This is a genomic window from Thalassospira sp. GB04J01 (assembly GCF_000751115.1).
Lineage (GTDB): Bacteria > Pseudomonadota > Alphaproteobacteria > Rhodospirillales > Thalassospiraceae > Thalassospira > Thalassospira lucentensis.
Genome location: NZ_CCDX020000005.1, coordinates 207,735 through 231,258, shown reverse-complemented (window position 1 = coordinate 231,258; position 23,524 = coordinate 207,735). Strand labels below are relative to the sequence as shown.

Annotated in this window: 20 protein-coding genes; 14 read left to right on the top strand and 6 right to left on the bottom strand. The window is 53.6% G+C overall.

Annotated elements, in window-relative coordinates:
- Nucleotides 1-8: 8 nt before the first annotated feature.
- On the bottom strand, nt 9-1,505 hold the full coding sequence (gene trpE / locus AMM48_RS02620; protein ID WP_102782792.1) for an anthranilate synthase component I: 1,497 nt from the start codon (nt 1,503-1,505) through the stop codon (nt 9-11).
- Nucleotides 1,506-1,597: 92 nt separating this feature from the next.
- A complete protein-coding gene (locus AMM48_RS02615) occupies nt 1,598-3,490 on the bottom strand; it encodes a peptidyl-prolyl cis-trans isomerase (protein ID WP_102782791.1) in 1,893 nt (630 codons plus the stop codon).
- Nucleotides 3,491-3,825: 335 nt separating this feature from the next.
- Here AMM48_RS02615 and tpiA point away from each other — a divergent pair, with 335 nt between their 5' ends.
- The 12 genes from tpiA to AMM48_RS02550 all read left to right on the top strand — a co-directional run bounded on the left by tpiA (nt 3,826) and on the right by AMM48_RS02550 (nt 17,379).
- Nucleotides 3,826-4,581 carry a triose-phosphate isomerase gene (tpiA, locus tag AMM48_RS02610; protein ID WP_102782790.1) on the top strand — a complete coding sequence of 252 codons (756 nt, stop codon included), beginning with the start codon at nt 3,826-3,828 and terminating at the stop codon, nt 4,579-4,581.
- Nucleotides 4,582-4,678: 97 nt separating this feature from the next.
- Nucleotides 4,679-5,038 (top strand): preprotein translocase subunit SecG, encoded by a 360-nt coding sequence (secG, locus tag AMM48_RS02605; RefSeq protein ID WP_101300590.1) that lies wholly within the window; start codon nt 4,679-4,681, stop codon nt 5,036-5,038.
- Between the two features lie 121 nt (nt 5,039-5,159).
- Nucleotides 5,160-6,788 carry a CTP synthase gene (locus AMM48_RS02600; protein ID WP_022732343.1) on the top strand — a complete coding sequence of 543 codons (1,629 nt, stop codon included), beginning with the start codon at nt 5,160-5,162 and terminating at the stop codon, nt 6,786-6,788.
- A gap of 49 nt (nt 6,789-6,837) precedes the next feature.
- Nucleotides 6,838-7,695, top strand: coding sequence for a 3-deoxy-8-phosphooctulonate synthase (gene kdsA / locus AMM48_RS02595; protein WP_102782978.1), 858 nt, complete (start codon nt 6,838-6,840; stop codon nt 7,693-7,695).
- Nucleotides 7,696-7,799: 104 nt separating this feature from the next.
- Nucleotides 7,800-9,071, top strand: coding sequence for a phosphopyruvate hydratase (gene eno, locus AMM48_RS02590; RefSeq protein WP_102782789.1), 1,272 nt, complete (start codon nt 7,800-7,802; stop codon nt 9,069-9,071).
- A 393-nt stretch (nt 9,072-9,464) separates the two neighbouring features.
- Nucleotides 9,465-9,815 carry a septum formation initiator family protein gene (locus AMM48_RS02580; RefSeq protein WP_022732340.1) on the top strand — a complete coding sequence of 117 codons (351 nt, stop codon included), beginning with the start codon at nt 9,465-9,467 and terminating at the stop codon, nt 9,813-9,815.
- Between the two features lie 567 nt (nt 9,816-10,382).
- The gene (pdhA, locus tag AMM48_RS02575; protein ID WP_022732339.1) at nt 10,383-11,393 is read left to right on the top strand and encodes a pyruvate dehydrogenase (acetyl-transferring) E1 component subunit alpha; all 1,011 of its coding nucleotides are present in this window, start codon (nt 10,383-10,385) and stop codon (nt 11,391-11,393) included.
- A gap of 54 nt (nt 11,394-11,447) precedes the next feature.
- Entirely contained in the window at nt 11,448-12,881 is a 1,434-nt protein-coding gene (locus AMM48_RS02570; RefSeq protein WP_022732338.1) for a pyruvate dehydrogenase complex E1 component subunit beta, read from the top strand.
- A gap of 64 nt (nt 12,882-12,945) precedes the next feature.
- Nucleotides 12,946-14,271: a pyruvate dehydrogenase complex dihydrolipoamide acetyltransferase gene (locus AMM48_RS02565; protein ID WP_101300587.1), complete on the top strand. Its 1,326-nt coding sequence runs from the start codon at nt 12,946-12,948 to the stop codon at nt 14,269-14,271.
- Between the two features lie 95 nt (nt 14,272-14,366).
- Complete coding sequence (gene lpdA, locus AMM48_RS02560; RefSeq protein ID WP_022732336.1) at nt 14,367-15,764, top strand: dihydrolipoyl dehydrogenase; 1,398 nt, start codon at nt 14,367-14,369, stop codon at nt 15,762-15,764.
- Nucleotides 15,765-15,882: 118 nt separating this feature from the next.
- Nucleotides 15,883-16,881: a lipoyl synthase gene (lipA, locus tag AMM48_RS02555; protein WP_101300586.1), complete on the top strand. Its 999-nt coding sequence runs from the start codon at nt 15,883-15,885 to the stop codon at nt 16,879-16,881.
- 39 nt (nt 16,882-16,920) lie between these two features.
- Nucleotides 16,921-17,379, top strand: coding sequence for a type II toxin-antitoxin system RatA family toxin (locus AMM48_RS02550; protein ID WP_101300585.1), 459 nt, complete (start codon nt 16,921-16,923; stop codon nt 17,377-17,379).
- A gap of 52 nt (nt 17,380-17,431) precedes the next feature.
- Here AMM48_RS02550 and AMM48_RS02545 read toward each other — a convergent pair whose 3' ends face one another.
- Together AMM48_RS02545 and AMM48_RS02540 are read right to left on the bottom strand one after the other, a co-directional pair.
- On the bottom strand, nt 17,432-17,929 hold the full coding sequence (locus AMM48_RS02545) for a CinA family protein (protein ID WP_347876270.1): 498 nt from the start codon (nt 17,927-17,929) through the stop codon (nt 17,432-17,434).
- Nucleotides 17,926-18,417, bottom strand: coding sequence for a phosphatidylglycerophosphatase A (locus AMM48_RS02540; protein ID WP_181951540.1), 492 nt, complete (start codon nt 18,415-18,417; stop codon nt 17,926-17,928). Before AMM48_RS02540 ends, AMM48_RS02545 begins: the two co-directional genes overlap by 4 nt.
- A 228-nt stretch (nt 18,418-18,645) precedes the next feature.
- Here AMM48_RS02540 and AMM48_RS02535 point away from each other — a divergent pair, with 228 nt between their 5' ends.
- Nucleotides 18,646-19,974, top strand: a complete 1,329-nt coding sequence (locus tag AMM48_RS02535) for a M23 family metallopeptidase (protein WP_022732331.1) — start codon at nt 18,646-18,648, stop codon at nt 19,972-19,974.
- The gene (locus AMM48_RS02530; RefSeq protein ID WP_102782787.1) at nt 19,931-20,392 is read left to right on the top strand and encodes a polymer-forming cytoskeletal protein; all 462 of its coding nucleotides are present in this window, start codon (nt 19,931-19,933) and stop codon (nt 20,390-20,392) included. Before AMM48_RS02535 ends, AMM48_RS02530 begins: the two co-directional genes overlap by 44 nt.
- 146 nt (nt 20,393-20,538) lie before the next feature.
- Here AMM48_RS02530 and AMM48_RS02525 read toward each other — a convergent pair whose 3' ends face one another.
- Both AMM48_RS02525 and AMM48_RS02520 read right to left on the bottom strand, forming a co-directional pair.
- Nucleotides 20,539-21,237, bottom strand: a complete 699-nt coding sequence (locus AMM48_RS02525) for a haloacid dehalogenase type II (RefSeq protein WP_102782975.1) — start codon at nt 21,235-21,237, stop codon at nt 20,539-20,541.
- Nucleotides 21,238-21,336: 99 nt separating this feature from the next.
- On the bottom strand, nt 21,337-23,370 hold the full coding sequence (locus AMM48_RS02520) for a lytic transglycosylase domain-containing protein (RefSeq protein ID WP_102782786.1): 2,034 nt from the start codon (nt 23,368-23,370) through the stop codon (nt 21,337-21,339).
- Between the last annotated feature and the right edge of the window lie 154 nt (nt 23,371-23,524).

Genomic DNA, 23,524 nt, shown 5'->3' with positions numbered 1-23,524 from the left:
AAATGGTCTTAGGCAAAGCGATGGGCTTCGCGAGCCGCAGCCATAAGCGCGCCTGCCTTGTTTCGGCATTCCTTGTCTTCGAGTTCGGGTTGGCTGTCGACAACGATGCCAGCCCCGGCCTGAATGTGGATTTGTTCGTCCTTGATCACGGCGGTGCGCAGTGCGATGCAGGTATCCATTGAGCCATCGGCGGAAATATAGCCAATACACCCGGCATAAATACCGCGACGGACCGATTCCAGTTCATCAATGATTTCCATGGCGCGGACCTTGGGCGCGCCCGAGACGGTGCCCGCCGGGAAACCGGCCTTGAGTACATCCATCGCATCGTATTTTTCGTCCACTTCACCCACGACGTTGGAAACGATGTGCATGACGTGGGAGTAGTACTCGATCTTTTCGCGGTCGGTGACGCGTACGGTTCCGGGCATGGAAACCCGGCCCACATCGTTGCGGCCAAGATCAAGCAGCATCAGATGTTCTGAGCGTTCCTTGGGATCGTCCAAAAGGTCCTGCGCCATGACTTTGTCGTCTTCGGGTGTATGACCGCGGCGGCGGGTACCGGCAATCGGGCGAATGGTGACTTCGTTATCGCGCAGGCGCACCAGAATTTCCGGGCTGGCACCAACCACCTGAAACCCGCCGATATCCAGATAGAACATGAACGGCGACGGGTTGATCCGGCGCAGCGCACGATAAAACGCAAAAGGCGGGAGCTGATAGGGCAACGTGTAGCGTTGTGACAGCACCACCTGGAAGATATCGCCTGCGCGGATATATTCCTTGGCCTGATCGACCATTTTATGGAACCCGGCTTCGTCGACGCTGACCTTGGGGTCGGGCAGGGTGTCGGGCACCGATTTCGAACGCCGGTCGATAAACAGATTGCGCTGAAACTGTAAAACCACGTCATTGAGGCGCGCACAGGCCAGATCATAGGCCGCATCGGCGCTTATGCCGTCTTCAGGACGGACCGGGGTTACCACGGTTACGGTGTCTGCGATGGTGTCAAAGCTTGCCGTGACCGTTGGGCGGATAAAAATGCCATCAGGAACACCAAGTTCATCCTTGTTGCTGTCGGGTAGTTTTTCCATCAGACGCACTGTGTCATAGCCCATATAGCCAACAAGACCGGCACTCATGGGCGGCATATTGTCGGGCAGGGTAATGTGGCTTTCGGCCATCAGTTTTTTCAAGCTCTCGAGCGGGGCGTCTTTTTCGGCGACAAACGCATCGGCATCGGCCATGGCACGGCGGTTGAGTTCGGCGCGGTCGCCAAAGCACCGCCAGATCAGATCGGGTTTCAGGCCAAGGAACGAATAACGTCCGCGAACAGCGCCGCCTTCAACAGATTCAAGCAAATAGGTGTTGGGCATGCCGTCGGCAATTTTAAGGAAAGCCGAGACAGGTGTATCGAGGTCCGCGGTGAGCGCTGTCGAGAGAACCTGCGAAATGCCGTTTTCATAATTTTGCTTGAAACTGGTGAAATCCGGTTTGATTTCCATGGGGATGTCCGATTTCCGGTCTTTTGGTGTGGGTGGATTTTCATAAGAAAAAGGGCGGCTTGTTTAAACAGGCCGCCCTTTGCGTTGGATGATCAGTTTGCCGCGGCGGGCGCATAAAGCTCGTTGATCACGCTGTTGTTGATGCTGACCGAGATTTCCTCGTTCAGGTAATCAAGATACTGCGCGAGGATGTCCTGATTGATGGCTTGTTTAAGCTCATCGGTGACAGGGGCCGCATCAGCGGTGTCCGTATTGGCAGCCTTGATGTCATCAAGTTTGACGATGACAACGTTTTCGCTGGTCTGGAGTGCTTTGGCCTTGCCATCCTCAAGCGAGAACAGGGCAGCGGCAACAGATGGGCTTACGCCATCGTTAAGTCCATTGCCGTCACGTTTGGTCAGGCCGCTTTGTTTGACTTCCGCACCATCATTGGCCGCCGTGGTGGCGATGTCAGCACCTGTGTTGTTGATGTCATTGGCCAGTTCTTCGGCCTTGGCAAGCATCAGGCGTTGACGTTCATCGGTTGTCCATGCGGTCACAACCTCGTCACGTACGTCCTCAAACGGACGCAAGGCTGACGGGGTGATCTCGTTTACCCGCAGGACATAGCGTACACCGTTTGCAGTTTCTTCAAGCAGGCTTTCTTCGCCACCTTCGAGTTCAAAGATTTTGGCGTTGATTTCATCCGAACCATCGATGGTTTGACCGGCCAGACCTTCGCCACGGACAACGCCCGACAGGTCATAGGTTTTTGCCCCGACCTCGCGTGCGGCATCTTTGATCGGGGTGCCTGCACCAAGTTCTTCGTCGAAGGTGACGGCAAGATCATAGATCGCGTCTTCGGCTTTGAACTGTTTCAAGCCATCAACAACGGTGTCGCGAACGTCATCAAGTGACTGGGTTTTGCCAGCTGTGATCGACGGAACACGCAGGATATGCCAGCCAAGTGCGGTTTCAACCGGTTCGGAAACACCACCTTCAGGCAGATCAAAGGTTGCATCGCGCAAATCAGGAAGAATGTCATTGGCAGTGAATTCACCCAGATTAACCATAGAACTGTCCATGTCGGCTTCTTTGGCGACATCCATGAAGTCAGCGCCTTCTTGCAGACGTTTGTAAGCGTCTTGGGCAGTCTGTTCTTCGTTCGGTGCAAACAGGATCTGCTGCACGGTGCGTTTTTCCGGTGTCTGGAATTCGGCAATGCGCTGGTTATAGGATTCGAGGATTTCTGCGTCGGTCACGTTGATTGTGCTGATCAGATCCGCAGAAGACAGTGTCGCCAAGGTGACGTCACGAGTTTCAGGTGCGGTAAACTGCTGGGCATTGTCTTCGTGATATTTGCGAAGGGTGGCGTCATCGGCGGTTGCGATGTCGTCAAATTCTGCGCGGTTAAGGGTAAAGAATGACCCAGAACGCTGTTCGTTCCGATATGAAACGATCTGCTGTGCCATCACTTCAGGAACTGCGGCAGTGCCGGTCAGGCTGCCAACGATCTGCTGGCTCATAAGGTCGCCACGCACGCCGTCGATGAATTCCTGTTCCGTGTAACCCGCGGCATAAAGCGACTGCATGAAACGATCACGGCTGAACTGGTTGGTTGCCGGGTCTTTGAAATTGTCCGAGGCAAAGATCGCGTCACGGACTTTTTCATCGCTGATGCCAATGCCCTTGTCGCGTGCGTCTTCACGCATGATCTTCTGGGAAACCAGTGACTGAACCGTATTGTTCAGGAGGCCCATTTGCACGGCCTGCTGCTGGTTAAAGTTCGGACCAAACACATTACGCATGTTCTGAACACTGCGCTGGAAAGCGCGGTCCAGTTCGACGGGGGTGATCGACTGATTGCCGATTTCCGCGACTTGACGTGATGTTCCAAGGTCAAGCATGGACGCATTGAGGCCCCAGCCGACGAAGCTCAATGCAATCAGGCCAAAGATGATTTTGGCAAAGATTGATTTCGAAAATTTGCGAATGCCAGCAAGCATATGAATAAGCCTAACAATTCGTGGTTTGGTGTCGAAATGGTGTCTCGACAGGTTATAATTTTGTCCGTCACGGTACGGAACCCGGTTCGGAATTGTCGCGCATCTTAATGGCGAGAGGTACCCCCGGCAACATCCGATTACATAGAACAAATAAGCAGGACAAAACAAGGGCCATATCACCACCGTTTCCGGGGCTTGGCGCAGAGCATGCCGCGTGCTAGAAACCGCGTATCAAGATAGAATGTAACGGATCGTAACCGGGCTATGCGCCCGACGACGCATTTGTTAGAGATACCGAACCTGTTTGACCCTGACCCAGCAAGAGGACCACATCCATGACCCAACGCCGTCCCATGATCGCCGGAAACTGGAAAATGAACTGTTTGCGCGCGGATGGTGTCGCGCTGGCCACGGCCCTTGCGGCCAAGGCGGGCGAACGCGGGACTTTGGACTGTGACGTTCTTGTCTGTCCACCGGCAACTCTTTTGTCGGAGGTTGTTGCGGCGACCAAAGGCAGTGCTGTTATGGTTGGCGGGCAGGATTGCCATGTTGCGACGTCGGGCGCACATACCGGGGATGTGGCCGCCCCGATGCTGGCTGACATTGGTGCAGGTTATGTTCTTGTTGGGCATTCCGAACGGCGTGCCGATCACGATGAAAGTTCCACCACCATCCGTCTGAAGGCCATTGCCGCGCATGATGCGGGGTTGGCCGCCGTTGTCTGTGTCGGTGAAACCGAACAGGAACGTGATCTTGGGGCGACACTTGCGGTGGTTAATGGTCAGGTTGCCGTGTCGGTGCCCGATGGGGCGACGGCGAAAAACACGATTATTGCCTATGAGCCGGTCTGGGCCATTGGCACCGGGCGCACGGCCAGTGTCGCCGAAGTTGCCGAGGTTCATGCGGCAATTCGTGCCGAACTTGTTGAACGTTTTGAAGACGGTGATGAATTCCGTATTCTTTATGGTGGTTCGGTCAAACCGTCCAATGCGGCGGAATTGCTTGCTGTCGAAGATGTTGACGGTGCTTTGGTCGGCGGGGCCAGCCTCAAGGTTGATGATTTTTGGAAAATTATTGAAACTTGCGCCTAGCCAACAGCCATAAAACGGGTTAAATACGCATCAAATTTATGCCCGATCCGGGGCAGGTTGTGTTCGGATCGGAAGTTAGGACAAGAGTTTCGACACCATGCAAACAGTTATTCTGGTAATTCACCTTCTTCTCGCGCTTGGCATGATTGCCGTCATTCTCGTACAGCGCAGCGAGGGCGGTGGGCTTGGTATCGGTGGTAACAGCGGCGGCGGTGGCGGCGGCGGTTTTGGCGTGATGAGTTCACGCGGTGCTGCAAACTTGCTGACCCGCACGACTGCGATACTGGCCGGCGCGTTCATGATCACCAGCATCATCCTGGCCCTCCAGTCCAATAGCCACACCAAGCCAGCTTCCATCTTGGAACAGGCTCCGGCAGCATCGTCCTCGGCGACCACGGATGCCCCAGCGGTTACTGAACCCGCTGAGGATACCGGGCCCGCGGCTCCGACCCGCTAGACAAAATAACCGACGACCCGAGGCGGCAAACTTGCCGCCTCATTTTTTGATTGTTGTATTTCCCGGTTCATGATGCACTGCATTGGAACCGAGGCTTTGTGCTTTGAGATGAGGCAAAGAAATGACTCGTTATATCTTTATCACCGGTGGCGTTGTTTCTTCGTTGGGCAAAGGCCTGGCGTCGGCTGCTTTGGGTGCCTCGCTACAGGCACGTGGTTTTACCGTTCGGTTGCGCAAGCTTGATCCGTATATCAACGTTGATCCGGGCACCATGAGCCCGTATCAGCACGGTGAGTGCTATGTGACCGAAGACGGGGCCGAGACCGACCTTGATCTTGGCCATTATGAACGTTTCACCGGGGTGTCATCGCGCCGTTCTGATAACGTGACCACCGGGCGGATCTATTCCAATGTGATTGCGCGCGAACGTCGCGGGGATTACCTTGGCGGGACGGTGCAGGTCATTCCGCACATTACCGACGCGATCAAGGAATTCGTTCAGTCCGATGCGACCGAGGATTTCGTGCTTGTCGAAATTGGCGGCACGGTTGGCGATATCGAAAGCCTGCCGTTCCTTGAAGCCATTCGTCAGATGGGCAATGATCTTGGCGATGGCCGGACCTTGTTCATGCATCTGACACTGGTGCCGTATATTTCATCGGCCGGTGAGCTTAAAACCAAACCAACCCAGCATTCCGTCAAGGAACTGCAAAGTGTTGGTATTCAGCCCGATATCCTTCTGTGCCGGTGTGATCGTGAAATTCCGATCAATGAGCGTCGCAAGATTGCGCGTTTCTGTAACGTGCGCGAAGCGGCTGTTATCCCGGCCTATGATGTTGATAACATCTATCAGGTGCCGATCAGTTACCACCAGTATGGTCTTGATAACGAAGTGCTTCATCACTTCGGCCTGCAGGCACAGGACCCTGATTTGCGTCCGTGGGATGAAATCTGCAACACCATCCGCAATCCGGAAGGTGAGGTCACCATCGGGATCGTTGGCAAATACATTCAGTTGCCCGATGCCTATAAATCCCTGACCGAAGCCCTTACTCATGGCGGCATTGCCAATAAGGTCCGGGTTAAGCTGGAATGGATTGCGTCAGACGCGCTTGAAAAAGAGGGCGACGTTAGCGAAATCCTGTCCAAGCTTGATGCAATCATGGTGCCGGGTGGTTTTGGCGAGCGTGGCGCAGAAGGCAAGATTGCCGCTGCGCGCTATGCCCGTGAAAACAAGGTGCCGTATTTTGGCATTTGTTTTGGCATGCAGATGGCGGTTCTTGAGGCGGCGCGTAACCTGGCGGGCCTTAAAGATGCATCGTCATCTGAATTTGGTCCGACGAAAACACCGCTTGTCGGTCTGATGACCGAATGGTCCAAAGATGGTGGGTCGGTTGAGCGACGTTCGGATGAAGACGATCTTGGTGGCACCATGCGCCTTGGCAATTACGAGTGCAAACTGGTTGACGGATCGCGTGCGCGTGACATCTATGCCAGTGAAACCGTTCTTGAGCGCCATCGCCATCGCTATGAAGTTAACGTAAACTTCATGGGGCAGCTTGAGGAAAAAGGGCTTAAATTCTCGGGCCTGTCGCCGGATGGGCGGTTGCCGGAAATCGTCGAATATCCGGATCATCCGTGGTTTATCGGCGTTCAGTTCCACCCGGAACTGCGGTCGCGTCCGCTTGATCCGCATCCGCTGTTTGTGTCCTACATCAAGGCTGCCAAAGAGCGCAGTCGTCTGGTGTGATCCAATTCAATCGCTTGCGTGCCTGAAGCCCTGAGTGAAAGTCAGTGAAGTGACCGAAATCAAAACCGTTAAAGTCGGAAATATCGAAATCGCCAATGACCGGCCGTTTGCTGTATTGGCGGGCCCGTGCGCGATTGAAAGCCGTGCGCATGCGCTTGAAATGGCCATTGCCCTCAAGGAACTTTCCGAGGGGATGGGCATCGGGCTTGTCTATAAAAGCTCGTTTGATAAAGCCAACCGGACCAGCACCACATCCAAACGCGGTGTTGGCATGTCCGAGGGGCTTGATATTCTGGCTGAAGTCAAAGCCAAGACCGGCCTTCCGATTGTAACCGATGTGCATTTGCCTGATCAGTGTGCGGCCGTGGGCGAAGTTGCCGATATCCTGCAGATCCCTGCATTCCTGTGCCGTCAGGCCGATCTTTTGCAGGCGGCGGGCAAAACCGGGCGCGTGGTTAATGTCAAAAAGGGGCAATTCCTGGCGCCTTGGGACATGGCCAATGTCGCCAACAATATTGCTGCCACCGGCAATGAAAATATTATGCTGTGCGATCGTGGAACCAGCTTTGGCTATAACACGCTCGTTACAGACTTCCGCGGACTTCCCACCATGGCCCGTCAGGGCTATCCAGTTGTCTTTGATGCAACCCATTCGGTTCAACAGCCGGGCGGTCAGGGCACCACATCAGGTGGCCAGCGCGAATTCGCGCCGGTGCTTGCACGTGCGGCCGTTGCGGTTGGCATCGCGGCACTGTTTATCGAAACCCACGATAACCCGGCGACGGCCATCAGTGATGGTCCGAACCAAATTCCGTTGAACAAACTCCCCGAAGTTCTTTCGGTCCTGATGGAACTCGACAAGGTGGCCAAAGCCAACCCGGTTCGTCTGGATATGTTCGACGTCTGAAAATAAAAATGCCGCCAGAACATGTCTGGCGGCATTGTTTTTGCTGTAACCCGCAGGCCCAATAAAGGGCTTGCTTCCTCGTCCTTAAGGAGAACGTTTCAGTCATGACCGCTATTATCGATATTCGCGGCCGCGAAATCCTTGACAGCCGTGGTAACCCGACGGTCGAAGTTGATGTCACCCTGGAAAATGGCGCCTTTGGTCGTGCTGCCGTTCCGTCTGGCGCGTCAACCGGTGCGCACGAAGCTGTTGAGCTGCGTGACAAAGAAGACCGCTATATGGGCAAAGGTGTCACCAAAGCAGTGGCCTCGGTCAATGGTGAGATTTTTGAAGCACTGGTTGGCATGGATGCAGAAGACCAGATTGCTGTTGATACCGTCATGATCGATCTTGACGGTACCCCGAACAAAGCTCGCCTTGGCGCAAATGCGATTCTTGGTGTGTCGCTTGCCACAGCCAAGGCTGCGGCCGAAGATGCCGGCCTGCCGCTGTTTCGTTATGTTGGGGGTTCGTTTGCGCGGACCCTTCCGGTGCCGATGATGAACATCATCAACGGTGGCGAGCATGCCGATAACGCCATCGATGTTCAGGAATTCATGGTTGTTCCGGTCTCAGCCGAAACCGGGTCAGACGCGATCCGTATGGGTGCGGAAATCTTCCATAACCTGAAAAAGGCACTGTCCGCAGACGGTCTGAGCACTTCGGTCGGCGATGAAGGCGGTTTTGCACCGAATATTGCCTCGACCGAAGCTGCAATCAGCTATGTGATGAAGTCAATCGAAGCTGCGGGCTATCGTCCGGAAGAAGACGTTGTGCTGGCACTTGATGCCGCATCAACCGAATTCTACAAAGACGGCAAATACGTGCTGGCGGGCGAGGGCAAGACCCTTGATGCCAGTGGTATGGTCAAATACTGGGCCGATCTTGTCGGGAAGTACCCGATCTTCTCCATCGAAGATGGTATGGCCGAAGATGACTGGGACGGTTGGGCAGAACTTACCGCAGCAATCGGTGCTAAAACCCAGCTGGTTGGCGATGATCTTTTCGTGACCAACCCGATCCGTCTGGCCGACGGCATTAAAAAGGGTGTGGCGAACTCGATCCTGGTCAAAGTCAACCAGATCGGCACACTGTCCGAGACGCTTGAAGCCGTCGAAATGGCCCATCGCGCAGGCTATACTGCCGTGATGTCGCACCGTTCGGGCGAAACCGAAGATTCGACCATTGCCGATCTGGCAGTTGCCACCAACTGTGGTCAGATCAAAACCGGCTCGCTGTCACGTTCTGACCGTCTTGCAAAATACAACCAGTTGATCCGCATCGAAGAGATGCTTGATGCCGGTGCGTATTATCCGGGTCGTTCGATCCTGAAGTAAGCCGTATCGGTTTTAAAGATCGATAGATGTTAAAGCGGGCCGTTCCGGGAATTCCGGGATGGCCCGTTTTCTGTGCGCAATGAGCGGTGCCCGAAAAGGCCGGGACGCCAAGGCAATGGTGGATGAAACGGCTGCTTCTGCGCGCTCTTGCAACACCATTTTCCTAATTCAGAATTACCTGTTTGACCGTATTTTTGTGCGTTTGAAGCGCGCGGTTAACTCTATTTTTACGCGTTTGGGTGTTACTTGACGGGTAATATTACCCGGTTTCTGACTTTAGCAGGTGCTATCTACCTGATAAGGCATGGAAATAACGCATGTTGTTTTCATGTTACGAGGCCGGAATAACTTTTAAAGCCGTCAAATCGGCTTTGTGCGTACGGGCAGGGGTAAATGTCTTCAACATCACCGGTCTTTCGTCGCCTTAAACAGGCTGTTGCACCGGTCATCGCATTTACAGTAATGGCGTATTTTATCTTTCACAGCGTGGAAGGTGATCGCGGTCTTTTGACCTATTGGTCGATGCAGGATCGTGTCACCGAGATTGCTTTGGTCCGCGATGAGACGACGCAAAAGCGCAAACTGCTTGAACAACATGTTGTGTCCTTGCGCGCCAAGCATCTTGACCCCGATCTGCTTGATGAACGTGCGCGTGCGATGCTTAATGCCGCCCATCCAGATGATGTGATTATCTTCCATCATGATGGCTACAGCGACACCGCAACCATCACAGCGCAGAAGTAATCTTCCCGGCACTACGTCATCGTTTCTTCCGGTGCTTTAAAACAGGCCGGAGAATCCATTGATTGCAATTATTGTAACTTTTGCCGTTTTGGCGCCGGTTTGGCACAAATCCTGTGCTTGATGTGAATATTTACAGTTGTGAAATGGCTTCAGTAATAAATCCCTTTGGATAAGGTTTTGTTTCAACTGACTTTTGGTTGAAATGCCAATTCCTCAGGAAAACAGTTGAGGGCGTTGATATTGAATGCCTTCTGGGGTTGTATTTGTTCTTTTACGGCTATGCGATATTATGTTCATAAAAGCATAGCATTTGTGACGTCAGGGAATGAACGGATTTTAAAGGATCGCCCCAAGTAGCTGAAAACCCTGAAAATCTGTATATTTGTGAAATTGCGATAATTAACCAATTTATGGTTTATCAGCAATTGTGCGTTGCAAAACAACGGTTTATTCAGTGTTAGATTACTTGCCCTTCCACGTGGTTTTAGGTAGTCATTTCGGTGGTCCAGTACCGAATTAAGCGCTCATACATGATGCTTAAGCGACAGCCATCCACCGGGAGGAAACATGGCGACCACGAAACGCAAACGCGCCACAACGCGCGCCGACAATCAGGCGAGCAGTGACGATCTCCTCAAATATTACCGTGAAATGCTTCTGATCCGTCGCTTTGAAGAAAAAGCCGGTCAGCTGTATGGCATGGGTCTCATCGGTGGCTTCTGTCACCTTTACATCGGGCAGGAAGCAGTCGTTGTCGGCATGCAGGCTGCTGTTACCGGCGACGATGGTGTTGTCACCAGTTACCGTGACCATGGACACATGCTTGCATGTGGTATGGATGCCGGTGGCGTGATGGCCGAGCTGACAGGTCGCGAAGGCGGCTACTCCCAAGGTAAGGGTGGCTCGATGCATATGTTCTCCAAGGAAAAGAATTTCTATGGCGGACATGGTATCGTTGGCGCACAGGTTCCGCTTGGGACCGGTATTGCCTTCAATTACAAATATCGCGGTGAAGACAAGGTCTGCCTGACCTATCTTGGTGACGGTGCCGTCAACCAGGGGCAGGTATACGAGTCCTTCAATATGGCCGCACTCTGGCAGCTTCCGGTGATTTATTGCATCGAGAACAACCAGTACGCCATGGGTACCTCTACCCAGCGTCATTCATCCAGTCCTGATCTTTATCAGCGCGGCTCTGCTTATGGCATTCCGGGTGAACAGGTTGACGGTATGGATGTTCTGGCGGTGAAAGCCGCTGGCGAACGTGCGGTTGAACACTGCCGCGCAGGCAAGGGCCCTTATATCCTTGAGCTGAAAACGTATCGTTATCGCGGTCATTCGATGTCGGATCCTGCGAAATATCGCACCAAGGACGAACTCGACAAGATGCGCAAAGAACACGATCCGATCGATATGGTCAAAAAGCTTCTTATTGATGGTGACATCATCGACGAAGCTGGCCTGAAAGATATCGACAAGGAAGTGAAATCCGACGTCGCAAAAGCGGCCGAGTTCGCACAGAACAGCCCGGAACCGGATGTTTCGCAGCTGTTTACCGATATTCTGATCGACGCGTGATCGCGAACTCTCGCGAACCGCTTTTGAACGATTTTTCCCGGGAGAGAGGGAACAATGCCGATTGAAGTTTTGATGCCGGCGCTGTCGCCGACCATGACCGAAGGCACGCTTGCCAAATGGATTGTCAAGGAAGGCGACACTGTCGCATCCGGTGACGTCCTCGCAGAAATTGAAACCGACAAGGCGACGATGGAAGTCGAAGCTGTCGATGAAGGTACTGTGGGCAAGATCGTGATCGCTGAAGGTACCGAAAATGTCGCGGTGAATGCAGTCATCGCGTACATCCTCGACGAAGACGAGGATGCATCTGCACTTGATAACGTTTCTGCGTCACCTGCGCCCAAAGCAGAAGCCGCACCGGCACCCGCCGAAGAAAAAGAAACACCGGCACCGAGCACGGCAAAGGCCGCCCCGGTTTCCGCAAGTGGTACGATTGAACGTGCGGAGTCCGATCCGCGCGCCATGAGTGTTGTTAACGCAACGCAGGATGAGAAAACCTACACCAGCTTTAAAACCCAGTCGGTGCGTGAAGCCTTGCGTGATGCAATGGCCGAAGAAATGCGCAGTGATGAAAACGTCTTTGTCATGGGCGAAGAAGTTGCGGAGTACCAGGGGGCCTACAAAGTTACCCAGGGTCTGCTTGATGAGTTTGGTGACAAGCGAGTTGTTGATACGCCGATCACCGAACAGGGGTTTGCTGGTCTTGCGACTGGGTCCGCATTTATGGGCCTGCGACCAGTTGTTGAATTCATGACGTTCAACTTCGCCATGCAGGCGATTGACCAGATCATCAACTCGGCAGCAAAGACGCTTTATATGTCTGGTGGCCAGCTTGGTTGCCCGATTGTGTTCCGTGGTCCAAATGGTGCCGCATCGCGCGTTGGTGCCCAGCACTCGCAGTGCTATGCATCATGGTATGCACATTGCCCGGGTCTTAAGGTCGTTGCACCGTATTCGGCAGCAGACGCCAAAGGTCTTCTCAAGGCGGCGATCCGCGACCCGAACCCGGTTGTCTTCCTTGAAAACGAACTGATGTACGGTCAGAGCTTCGAAGTTCCTGATGACGACAATTTCGTTCTGCCAATCGGTCAGGCCAAAATTGAACGCGAAGGGACCGATGTCACCATCGTTGCTTTCTCGATCATGGTTGGCAAGGCACTGAAAGCTGCTGAACAGCTGGCAGAGCAGGGCATCTCGGCCGAGGTTATCAACCTGCGTACGATCCGTCCGCTGGATGTGAACACGATCATTCGCTCGGTGATGAAAACCAACCGTATTGTCACCTGTGAAGAAGGCTGGCACTTCGCCGGTATCGGTGCGGAAATCGCATCGGCGGTCATGGAACATGCATTTGATTACCTCGACGCACCGGTTGCGCGTGTCGCCGGGGAAGATGTTCCGATGCCGTATGCTGCAAACTTGGAAGTGCTTGCACTTCCGCAAGAGCAGCACATCGTCGATGCGGCCAAGGCCGTTTGCTATCGCTAAGTGATACGGACAGGGGCAGGTGCGGTTGTAAAACGCGCCGCCCCGTTACCGGGAGAATGTGTTCATGCCTGTAAAAGTATTGATGCCGGCGCTTTCGCCGACCATGACCGAAGGCACCTTGGCAAAATGGCACGTCAAGGAAGGTGATACCGTTGAATCGGGCGATGTCATCGCAGAAATTGAAACCGACAAAGCCACGATGGAAGTCGAAGCCGTCGATGAAGGCAAAATCGGTAAAATCCTTGTTGCCGAAGGCAGCGAGGGGGTTCCTGTAAACGAGGTAATCGCGCTTCTGCTTGAAGAAGACGAAGACGAAAGCGCGCTTGACGGTGCTGATACGTCAGCAGCGGATACCTCGGCGGCAGGTTCCAAAGAAACAAAAGAGCCTGCACCAGCCAAAGAAGACGCACCAGCGGCTGCTTCTGCCCCGGCAGAAGCAAGTCAGGCACCAGCAGCCCCTGTATCTGGTGGTGAGCGCGTTAAGGCCAGCCCGCTTGCACGACGCATTGCGTCGAACGAAGGTGTTGACCTTGCGGCTGTAACCGGCTCTGGTCCGCGTGGTCGCGTTGTTAAACGTGACGTCGAAGCGGCCATGTCGTCGAAACCGGCAGAAAAGAAATCGGACGCAGAGGCTGCGCCATCTGCACCGGCTGCTTCTGCTGCACCGGCGGCATCTGGCTGGAACCCGGATTTGACCGGTCTTCCGGAATACGAAGAAGTTCCGAACAGTGGCATGCGCAAAACCATCGCGCGTCGCCTGACAGAATCCAAACAGCAGGTTCCGCATTTCTACCTGACGGTCGATTGCGAACTCGACAACCTTCTTGCCACCCGTAAGCAGCTGAATGAAAAAGCTGGTGACGGTGTCAAAATCTCGGTCAATGACTTTGTCATCCGTGCTGTTTCGTTGGCACTTAAAAAAGTCCCGGCGGCGAACGCCATCTGGACTGACAAAGCGACCCTGATGTGCAAGAAACAGGATATCTCGGTGGCGGTTGCCATCGAGGGTGGGCTGATTACGCCGGTTGTGCGTGATGCCGGCTCCAAAGGCCTTGCTGAGATCTCGGGCGAGATGAAAGCACTTGCTGGCAAAGCACGTGATGGCAAACTTAAGCCGGAAGATTATCAGGGCGGGACCTTCTCGGTTTCCAATCTGGGCATGTTTGGCATTAAGGAATTTTCTGCCATCATTAATCCGCCGCAGGGTTGCATTCTTGCCGTCGGTGCAGGCGAGCAGCGTCCGGTTGTTAAAGACGGCGCGCTTGCCATTGCCACGGTCATGAGCTGCACCCTGTCTGTTGACCACCGTGCGGTCGATGGCGCGGTCGGTGCCGAGTTCATGGCCGAATTCAAAAAGCTGATTGAAGATCCGCTGAGCATGCTGCTCTGAGGGTCCAAAGTTGCGCGGGGACTTTAATTAGTCCCCGCAAGCATTTGAATTTCAAGACCTGTAACCGGTGACGGGCAGGCGAAGGAGATCCTACGATGGCGGATAGCAATTTCGACGTAATCGTGATTGGTGCAGGTCCGGGTGGTTATGTAACCGCAATCCGTGCTGCCCAGCTTGGCCTGAAAACGGCTGTTGTTGAACGTGAACATCTTGGTGGTATTTGCCTGAACTGGGGCTGTATCCCGACCAAGGCGTTGCTGCGTTCAGCCGAAGTATATCGCAATATGAACCATGCAAAGGAATATGGCCTTTCGTGCGAAAAGCCATCCTTTGATCTTGATGCCGTCATTCAGCGGTCGCGTGGCGTTTCCAAACAGCTGACCGGCGGTGTTGGTCATCTTCTCAAGAAGAACAAGGTTACCGTCATCAACGGCGAAGCCAAGTTTGATGGCCCGAAAAAGATCGTTGTTGAAGGCAAGGATGCAGGCACCTATACGGCAAAGCATTACATCATTGCCACCGGCGCACGTGCCCGTTCGCTGCCGGGGCTTGAGGCCGACGGCAAGGTGGTCTGGGATTACAAAAAGGCGATGACGCCAGACAAAATGCCCAAAAGCATTGTGGTTGTCGGGTCGGGCGCAATCGGGATCGAATTTGCCAGCTTCTATCACACCATGGGTGCGGATGTGACGGTGGTTGAAATCATGTCGCAGATCATGCCGGTCGAAGATAAGGAAGTGGCCGCCCTTGCGCAGAAGATGATGACCAAGGACGGGATGAAAATCCTGACCGAAGCCAAGGTTGCCAATCTGAAGCGCAATGCGGATAACGTTGTTGTGACGGTTGAGACCAAAGACGGCAAGAAACAGGAAATCACCGTTGATCGCGTGATTTCGGCTGTTGGCGTGATTGGCAATACCGAAAACCTTGGTCTTGAAACCACCAAGGTCAAAGTTGATCGCAACGTCATTGGTGCCGATGAATATTCGCGCACCGCAGAACCAGGCATCTATGCCATTGGCGATGTCGCCGGTCCGCCGATGTTGGCCCATAAGGCCGAGCATGAAGGTGTGATCTGTGTTGAGAAAATCGCCGGTGTCAAAAATGTTCACCCGATTGATCCGCTTAAGATTCCGGGCTGTACCTATTGCCATCCACAGGTCGCCAGTGTCGGCCTGACCGAAGCCAAGGCCAAAGACGCCGGATACGATGTCAAAGTTGGCAAATTCCCGTTCATTGGCAACGGCAAGGCGGTTGCATTGGGGGAGCCCGAAGGTCTGGTGAAAACCGTGTTTGATGCGAAAACCGGCGAATTGCTGGGCGCGCATATGGTTGGGACCGAAGTCACCGAGCTTATTCAGGGCTTTGTCGTGGCCATGGGGCTTGAGACGACCGAAGAAGACCTGATGCATACGATCTTCCCGCATCCGACACTTTCGGAAATGATGCATGAGTCGGTCCTTGACGCCTATGGGCGTGCGATCCATTTCTAAAATATCGCGTTTTACCGGGCAAGCATGCCCGGTATGACGTACTTTGACGAATGTCGGTTTGACAAATACGTGGCGTGGCGGCACATTGCCGCCCGTCAAATCCTTCGGAGGTCACTCTATGTCGACGGCGCAGAACGAGGCGAAAGCACTTCGTCACCCGGAAAAGCAAAAACGCCCGGATCGTCCATCAGGACGCAAGCCGTCCTGGATCCGTGTTAAGGCGCCGACGTCGAAGGGGTATCAGGAAACCCGCGAACTTGCGCGTGGTCTGAACCTGCATACGGTCTGCGAAGAAGCGGCATGCCCGAATATCGGTGAATGCTGGCAGAAAAAGCACGCGTCCTTCATGATTATGGGCGACACCTGCACACGGGCATGTTCGTTCTGTAACGTTAAAACCGGGATGCCGAACGCGCTTGACCCGTTTGAGCCGGAAAATCTGGCGATGGCGGTTGCCGACATGCAGCTTAAGCATGTTGTGATCACGTCTGTTGACCGTGATGACCTTGCCGATGGCGGGGCAGCCCACTTTGCCCGCGTGATCGAAGCGATCCGTCATAAAGCGCCGGAAACCACCATTGAAATTCTGACCCCGGATTTCCGCGATAAGCCGGGAGCGGTTGAAATCGTCGCCAAGGCACGCCCGGATGTGTTTAACCACAATCTGGAAACCGTGCCGCGTCTTTATACCAACATCCGTCCGGGCGCGCGCTATTACCAGTCGCTGCGCATTCTGGATCGTGTGAAACAGATTGATCCGACGATCTTTACCAAATCGGGCCTGATGGTTGGTTTTGGCGAAGAACGTAAGGAACTCTCACAGGTTATGGATGATCTGCGTGTTGCTGATGTCGATTTCCTGACAATTGGGCAGTATTTGCAGCCAACCCTTAAACATGAGCCGGTCAATCGGTTCGTGACGCCTGATGAATTCGATGAATATGCATCGATGGCACGTGGTAAGGGCTTTTTGATGGTGTCAGCAACGCCGTTGACGCGTTCGAGCTATCACGCGGACCGAGATTTCGAACAGCTGCGTGAAGCACGTGAGAAAAAGCTGGCGGCGGCAGATCAGGCCAAAGCAAAAGCGGCACGCGCAACCGAAGCAGCCGAATAAGTTAGAAACGACACGCGCGACGATAAGGGGAGATATCGAGTGCCGACGCATGCAGAGCGCAGGAAGCTGCCTTATACGCAGGAACAACTCTTTGCACTCGTCGAGGATGTCGATTCCTATTCCGAGTTCTTGCCGTGGTGCGTTGCATCGCGTGTACGCAGTCGCGAGGGTGATGTTCTTAAAGCCGATCTTGTGATTGGCTTTAAGATGTTCCGCGAGAAATACACATCCAAAGTAACCTTGCAGCGCCCGGACCGGATTGATGTCGAGTATCTGCAAGGGCCGTTCAAATACCTCAACAACCATTGGGTGTTTGAAAAGGATGAGGACGGCGGGACGTGGCTTGATTTCTTCGTTGATTTTGAATTCCGATCAGCCCTGTTGCAAAAGATGATCGGTGTGGTCTTTAACGAAGCGGTCAAAAGAATGGTGGGGGCGTTCGAAAACCGGGCCCGCGAAGTGTATGGCGCGCCGAACGTGCCGCCATCGGGCGACTAACTCTCTTTTATATCTCGATCATGGAGGCTGGGGCAGGCGTATATCGCTGTGATCAGTCGCTTAGCATGTCGTTGATCATGGCAAAGGCTTGAAGGATGGTTGCCTTACGCACCGCATGGCGATCACCGGGAAAGACTTCGTGATACAGTTTGGTTGCTCGCCCTTTGCCTGCACAGCCAAAATGAACCAGGCCAACAGGTTTTAACGCACTTCCGCCACCCGGACCGGCAATGCCGGTGACAGAGACGGTAATGGTTGCATTCGGGGCGCGCTGTAATGCGCCTTCGCACATGGCCTTGGCGACCTGTAGTGACACGGCACCATGTTCGGCCAGTACATCTTGGCTTACACCGATCAAGCTGTGCTTTGCCTCGTTGGAATAGGTGACAAACCCGCAATCAACCACAGATGAGCTGCCATCGACGGCAGTCAGTGCGCCGGTGATTAATCCACCGGTACAAGACTCGGCCGTTGCGATCATTTCGCCCTGTTGGGTGCATTTTTCAATCAGATTACGTGCGGCGGTCAGGATATCGTCATCTATCATCATACAAATCCCCCGCTGATGAAATGATGGATGCCGGCAAGTATGATCATTGCGAATATTCCTGCCAGAACATCATCGCACATGATGCCAAACCCGCCCCCAACGCGGCGGTCAACCCAGCGGATCGGCCACGGCTTTAAAACGTCAAATACACGAAACGCGATGAAAGCCCCAAACAGCCAGGCAAGATCGATCCAGCCATTGCCAAGCGGAATGACCATCAGGCACATCCATTGACCGACAACTTCATCAATGACGATTTCACCGGCATCATGGACGCCGATCATGTGGCTGTATCGATCAGCGATAAACACGCCGAAAACGAAAACAACGATGCTGGCAACGATAAGGGCGGTGTTGCCACCGTAAGCCCACAACAACCAGCCGAACGGTAATGCGGCAAAAGACCCCATCGTGCCGGGGGCCTTTGGACTTTTTCCGCTATAGAACCAGGTGGCGGAGCAGGTGATCAAAAAACGGGAAAAAGGCATTACTGATCCGCACATTAGCTATTGAACATGCCATTAAGTACCATAGCAAAGCAACCGACCGGAGAAAATTTTGAAGTTAAGGTTGCGTTAACATGCTTGCCTGAGTGGCGAGTTACAGGTAGCGTAAAGATAAAGCAAAAAATAAGATCGATGGGGCTAAGAAGAAACAATGCGTGATCGGGGGTCCCGGACGCGTGAGTACGGGCAAGTAGGGGTTATATACTGAATATGTCGGCGTTTGAACGCACGCGTCGCTTGGTGAATAAATGGTTCCCGGACCGGCAGATACTGGTCCGATCAAACGATTCCGTTTACCAGCTTCGGCTTGGAAAATACGCACAGCTCGGTTTGGCTTCGTTCGGGGCGGCTGCCATTACGTGGATGGTCGGCGTATCGGGGTATAGTTGGTACCTTGATCAAAGGCTGGCGACGCGCGAACAGCAACTTTTTCGCAGCGAGCTGTCCTATAACCAGTTGATTACGCGGGTTACAGAAAGTCAGCGTCGGTTTGGCGAAATTACGACCCAGATGGAAGGGACGCACCGCAACCTTCTGTCGATGGCCGAAAAGAACATGCAGCTTCAAGCGCGTGTACAGGATTATACGTCCAAGCTCGAAAGCAGTGAGAAAGAAAAAACCCGTATTTCTGCGCTTCGGACGTCAATGGACAACCAGATGTCGGCCCTTCAGGGGCAGATCGACGGGATTACCAACCGTAATCTGGCGCTGCGCGATGAACTCGAAACAGTTGAAACTGTGATGTCGCGGCTCATGCGTGAACGGGATCAGGCCTTGCAGCGGTCAAAGAAGTTGCAGGTTGAACTGAGTGACACGCGCCAGCGTATTGCCGATTTGCATACCGTGCAGCAACAGGCGATGCAGCGGGTGGCAGAAACCGCAGACAGTACTATTCTTGAACTGGAAAGTGTTCTTGAAATGACCGGCTTGCAGCCGGAAGAATTTATCCTGCCGCCGATGAAGCCCGATGAACCGGGGATTGGTGGTCCGTTCGTGGCGTTTGAGCCCGAACATCCGCAGGACGAGGAATTCGTCAATACAGCCGTGGCCTTGAATGATCGCATGGATCATCTTGCCAATCTGAATGAGCGAATAACGAAGGCACCGATCGGGGAACCGGCAGGGGCTTACTATCTATCCAGTCCGTTCGGTAAACGAAAAGACCCGATCAATGGGAAATGGGCCTTTCATTCCGGTGTCGATCTTGCCGGGCCGGTCAAAACAAAGATCTTTGCTACAGCACCCGGAAAAGTGGTGCATGCAGGGTGGAGTGGCAAATACGGGAAGATGGTCGAACTCGATCATGGGAACGGCGTTCGAACCCGTTTTGGGCATTTATACAAGGTCCTCGTAAAGAAGGGCGATGAAGTAGGTTATCGAGACATCGTTGCATTGATGGGAAGTACCGGACGAAGTACGGGAAGCCATGTTCATTACGAGGTCTTGGTTAATGACAAACCGGTCAATCCGATAAAGTTCATTGAGGCGGGACGTTATGTTTTCAAAAACGAGCAAGACGAAACAAACGGCAACAACTAATCACGGTGGTTCTGCTGCCGAGAAGAAGGGTGGCCTTTCAGTAATTAATGCGGATCTTCGGGTAACCGGCGATCTGATTTCGGAATCTGATGTGCAGGTGGATGGTTCTGTGAATGGTGACATTCGCACCCGTAATCTGACCATTGGTCAATCTGGCGAAGTCCGCGGCGAAATCGTTGCCGACAAGATTCGCATTTGCGGTTCCGTCACCGGGCAAGTCCGAGCCCGTGACGTATCGCTGGCAGATACAGCACGCATGATGGGCGATATCCTTCATGAAAGCCTGTCAATCGAGCCCGGTGCCCATATCGAAGGGCACTGCCGCCGTATTGAAGGCCTTGCCGAAGAAGGCGGCCTGACGGTTATTCAGGCAGGGCAGGTTGTTGCGTCTCATATCAAAAAAGAACACAGCAAGTGATCTAAAGATGATCACCACGAGCGCGACCACGTGACCAACAAGTCGCGATCCGCTGGTTCCATAAAATGAAAGGCAGGCCCGTTTGGCCTGCCTTTTTTATTGGTCGTAATGTCGTCTGTCAGAAAAGCACTGTCCAGTGTTCCCAGTTACGCTTCTTGTGGTGCCTCAATCAGGGGCAAAAGTTCGTCCAGACCGTTGAGGACCACATCGGCCTGATGTGACAGACGTTCCATTGGTTGTTTGCTGCGATTGATCCATGCAGTGCGGAAGCCGAAATGCCCGGCACCGGCAATATCCCAGCCATTGGACGACTGGAACGATATCTCGGCGGCGTCAACTTCGAGCTGATCGACGGCCAACTGATAGACATCTGGGTGCGGCTTATAAGTTTTGAGATCATCAACACAGATAATGTGATCGAACAACGTAAGTATGCCCGATGATTTTGCCGCTGAAATCAGCATATGCTTGGCCCCGTTCGACAGGATGGCCAGCTTGTGGCCCTGCGATTTAAGGGTCTTGAGCGTTTCGACAACTTCAGGGAAGGTATCAAGTGACAGATAGGTTTCCATCAGCTTGGCGCGTAACACCGGGTCCTTTTTACCAATCTGTTCCATGGCAAAATCAAGGGCATCGCCGGTAACGGTCCAGAAGTCGGTGAAATCACCCATCAGGCTGCGCAGCCAGGTGTATTCAAGTTGCTTTTGCCGCCAGACTGCGGAAAGTCGCTCTGCCTCGTCGCCGACCGTGTCGCGGAACTTGGCAACGGCGGAGCCGACGTCGAAAAGTGTACCGTAAGCATCGAATACAAATGCGCGGCAGGATGAAAGTTCTTTATCGGACATATTTTCGACCTTCTTCTGACAAGCAGGATGGATCAAATTTGGTGCGATGGTAACCATTGTGCAAGCCGATGTGTTTTCCGACTGTGCGCAACGGTGGGTTTATTCGTCGGTCTTGGGGTTGTCTTGCCCCATCGCGATTTCGTCGCGGGCAAAACGCCTGCGATAGACATAGGTTCCTTCCATCACGCGCTGCACGTAATTTCGGGTTTCGCTATAGGGGATCATTTCAATCCAGTCGACCACATCAACATCGGGGTCGCGCGGATCACCATATTCGTTGACCCATTGGCGCACACGGGTTGGTCCTGCATTGTAACTGGCAATTGTCAGGACTTCTTCGCCACCCCAACGATCCAGCAACCGCGCAAGATAGGCACGTCCAACAGCAATGTTGAACGACGGGTCTTCGGTCAGACGTTCGGTTTCATATTCAAGGTCCAGCGACTGTGCCATGCGCTTTGCCGTTGCGGGCATTAATTGCATCAAACCGCGTGCACCGGCAGATGACACCGCATTCGGGTTAAACAGGCTTTCCTGGCGCATGATCGCATGTACAAGGCCAGGATCTGGATTGCGTCCCAACGGAACCTGTTCATGGACCGGATAGGCGGCATCAAGATAGCCGCTGCCAGAACGAATGCTTCGTTTGGCGGCAATAATGCCAAGGTCGGCCCGGCCATATTCACGTGCAAGATCGGTCGCCATGGCGAGATATTCCGGTTCATCATGTTCATAAACCAGTGCCATGATGAAGGGGCGGATGATGTTGCCAAGGCCAAGATCGCCAAGTTTGCGAACAACCTGTGTCAGTTCCTGATTTTCAAAATCTGCACGTTGTTTTGCTGTCGGGACAGGTTGGATCACTGAATAGCTTGGTTTGGCGCCAAGCGCATCGATTGCCAGTTGACCATAGAATGTATGGGCATGTTCCGCGGCAAGTTTATACCAATGGTGTGCACGGTCCTTGTCGCCAATTTTTTCACTGGCACGACCGGCCCAATAGGCACCGCGAGACAGGCTGATCGGGTACTGCACAACATCATAAAGGTTCTGGAAGTGCGTGAGGGCGATATCCGCATCGCCAAGGAACTCGAGCGCAATCCACCCAGCATACCATTCGGCTTCTGCAATATCCCCTGCATCGGTCTGACCATGGTTGGCGACCAAACGATAGGCATCGGTGATATGGCCCTTTTGCAGGGCGCGACGCGCCAAAATGGCCTTTTCAAGCCACCAGTATTGTGGGCGGATCGAGATGTAGGCCAGATCATTTGCCTGTGACAGCAGCAGATCACGGGCTTCCTGATCACGGTCCTTGATGCGACGCCAGCGAACTCGTTCGTATATCAATCCCGGATCATTGCGGTATTTTTCAGGGACGCGGTTGATTGCCGCATCCACACCGCCACTCATTGAGCGCAATGCTGCACGGGCCTTTGCCAGTAGGCGATAGTCGTCACTGACATATTCCATCGTGCGTGATGCCGGGCCAAGTCGGCCTTCCCACAACAGGCGGTCAAGGCGCTGTTGATGGGTATCCTGATCGATGTATTTGCTGTTCCGGTCAAGGAAACGGCGTTCCTGTCCACTGCCGAAATTTTCGTTGATCCAGCTTGCGCGGACCAAGGCGGTTGCAGCAGATACCTGTCCGGCGTTCAAAAGGGCCTTGATTTGGCGGGTTGCGCCATCGGCGGTTACCGGTGCAGATCGTTTGAACCATGCGAGAATTTCGGCGTCAGGCACCGCATCGGTCATGGCTTCTTCGGCACGCTGGCGCAGCAACGACTGACTCGGCCATTTTGGATGGGCGTCGATAAAAGTGGTGATTTCTTCAAAGCTTCGCCCCGAATTCGGGGCAACAAGCCACATCCATTCTGCGGCCTTTTGCAGCAACGGATCCTCAAAGTTCGGGAGCAATTGCTCAAACGTTTCTGTACGCCCGTTTTCAAGAGCATCAAGAAATGCATTCAGTCTGGCCCGGCTGACTGCGGAATAGGCCGGCGAGGGCGGTTGCGTTAGAAGAAGATTGTCTTCGTATGCCTCGGCCTTTGCCTGATTGCCTGTTGGCATCAGCATTGATAAGCCCAGTGCCAATGCGCAGACCGAAATCTTGCGGAAAGACGCTTGCGCCATGTAATTGTCCCCTTGTGCCTTTCGGCAGCTTTTGCGCTTTAGACCTGCGCATTATGGCAGTGAATTTGACAAAAGCCAAACAGTCCTCGTCGGAAATTGCAACCGCAATCGCAGAACCGACTTATTAATGTATACAGTGCTTGCGGGAATGACC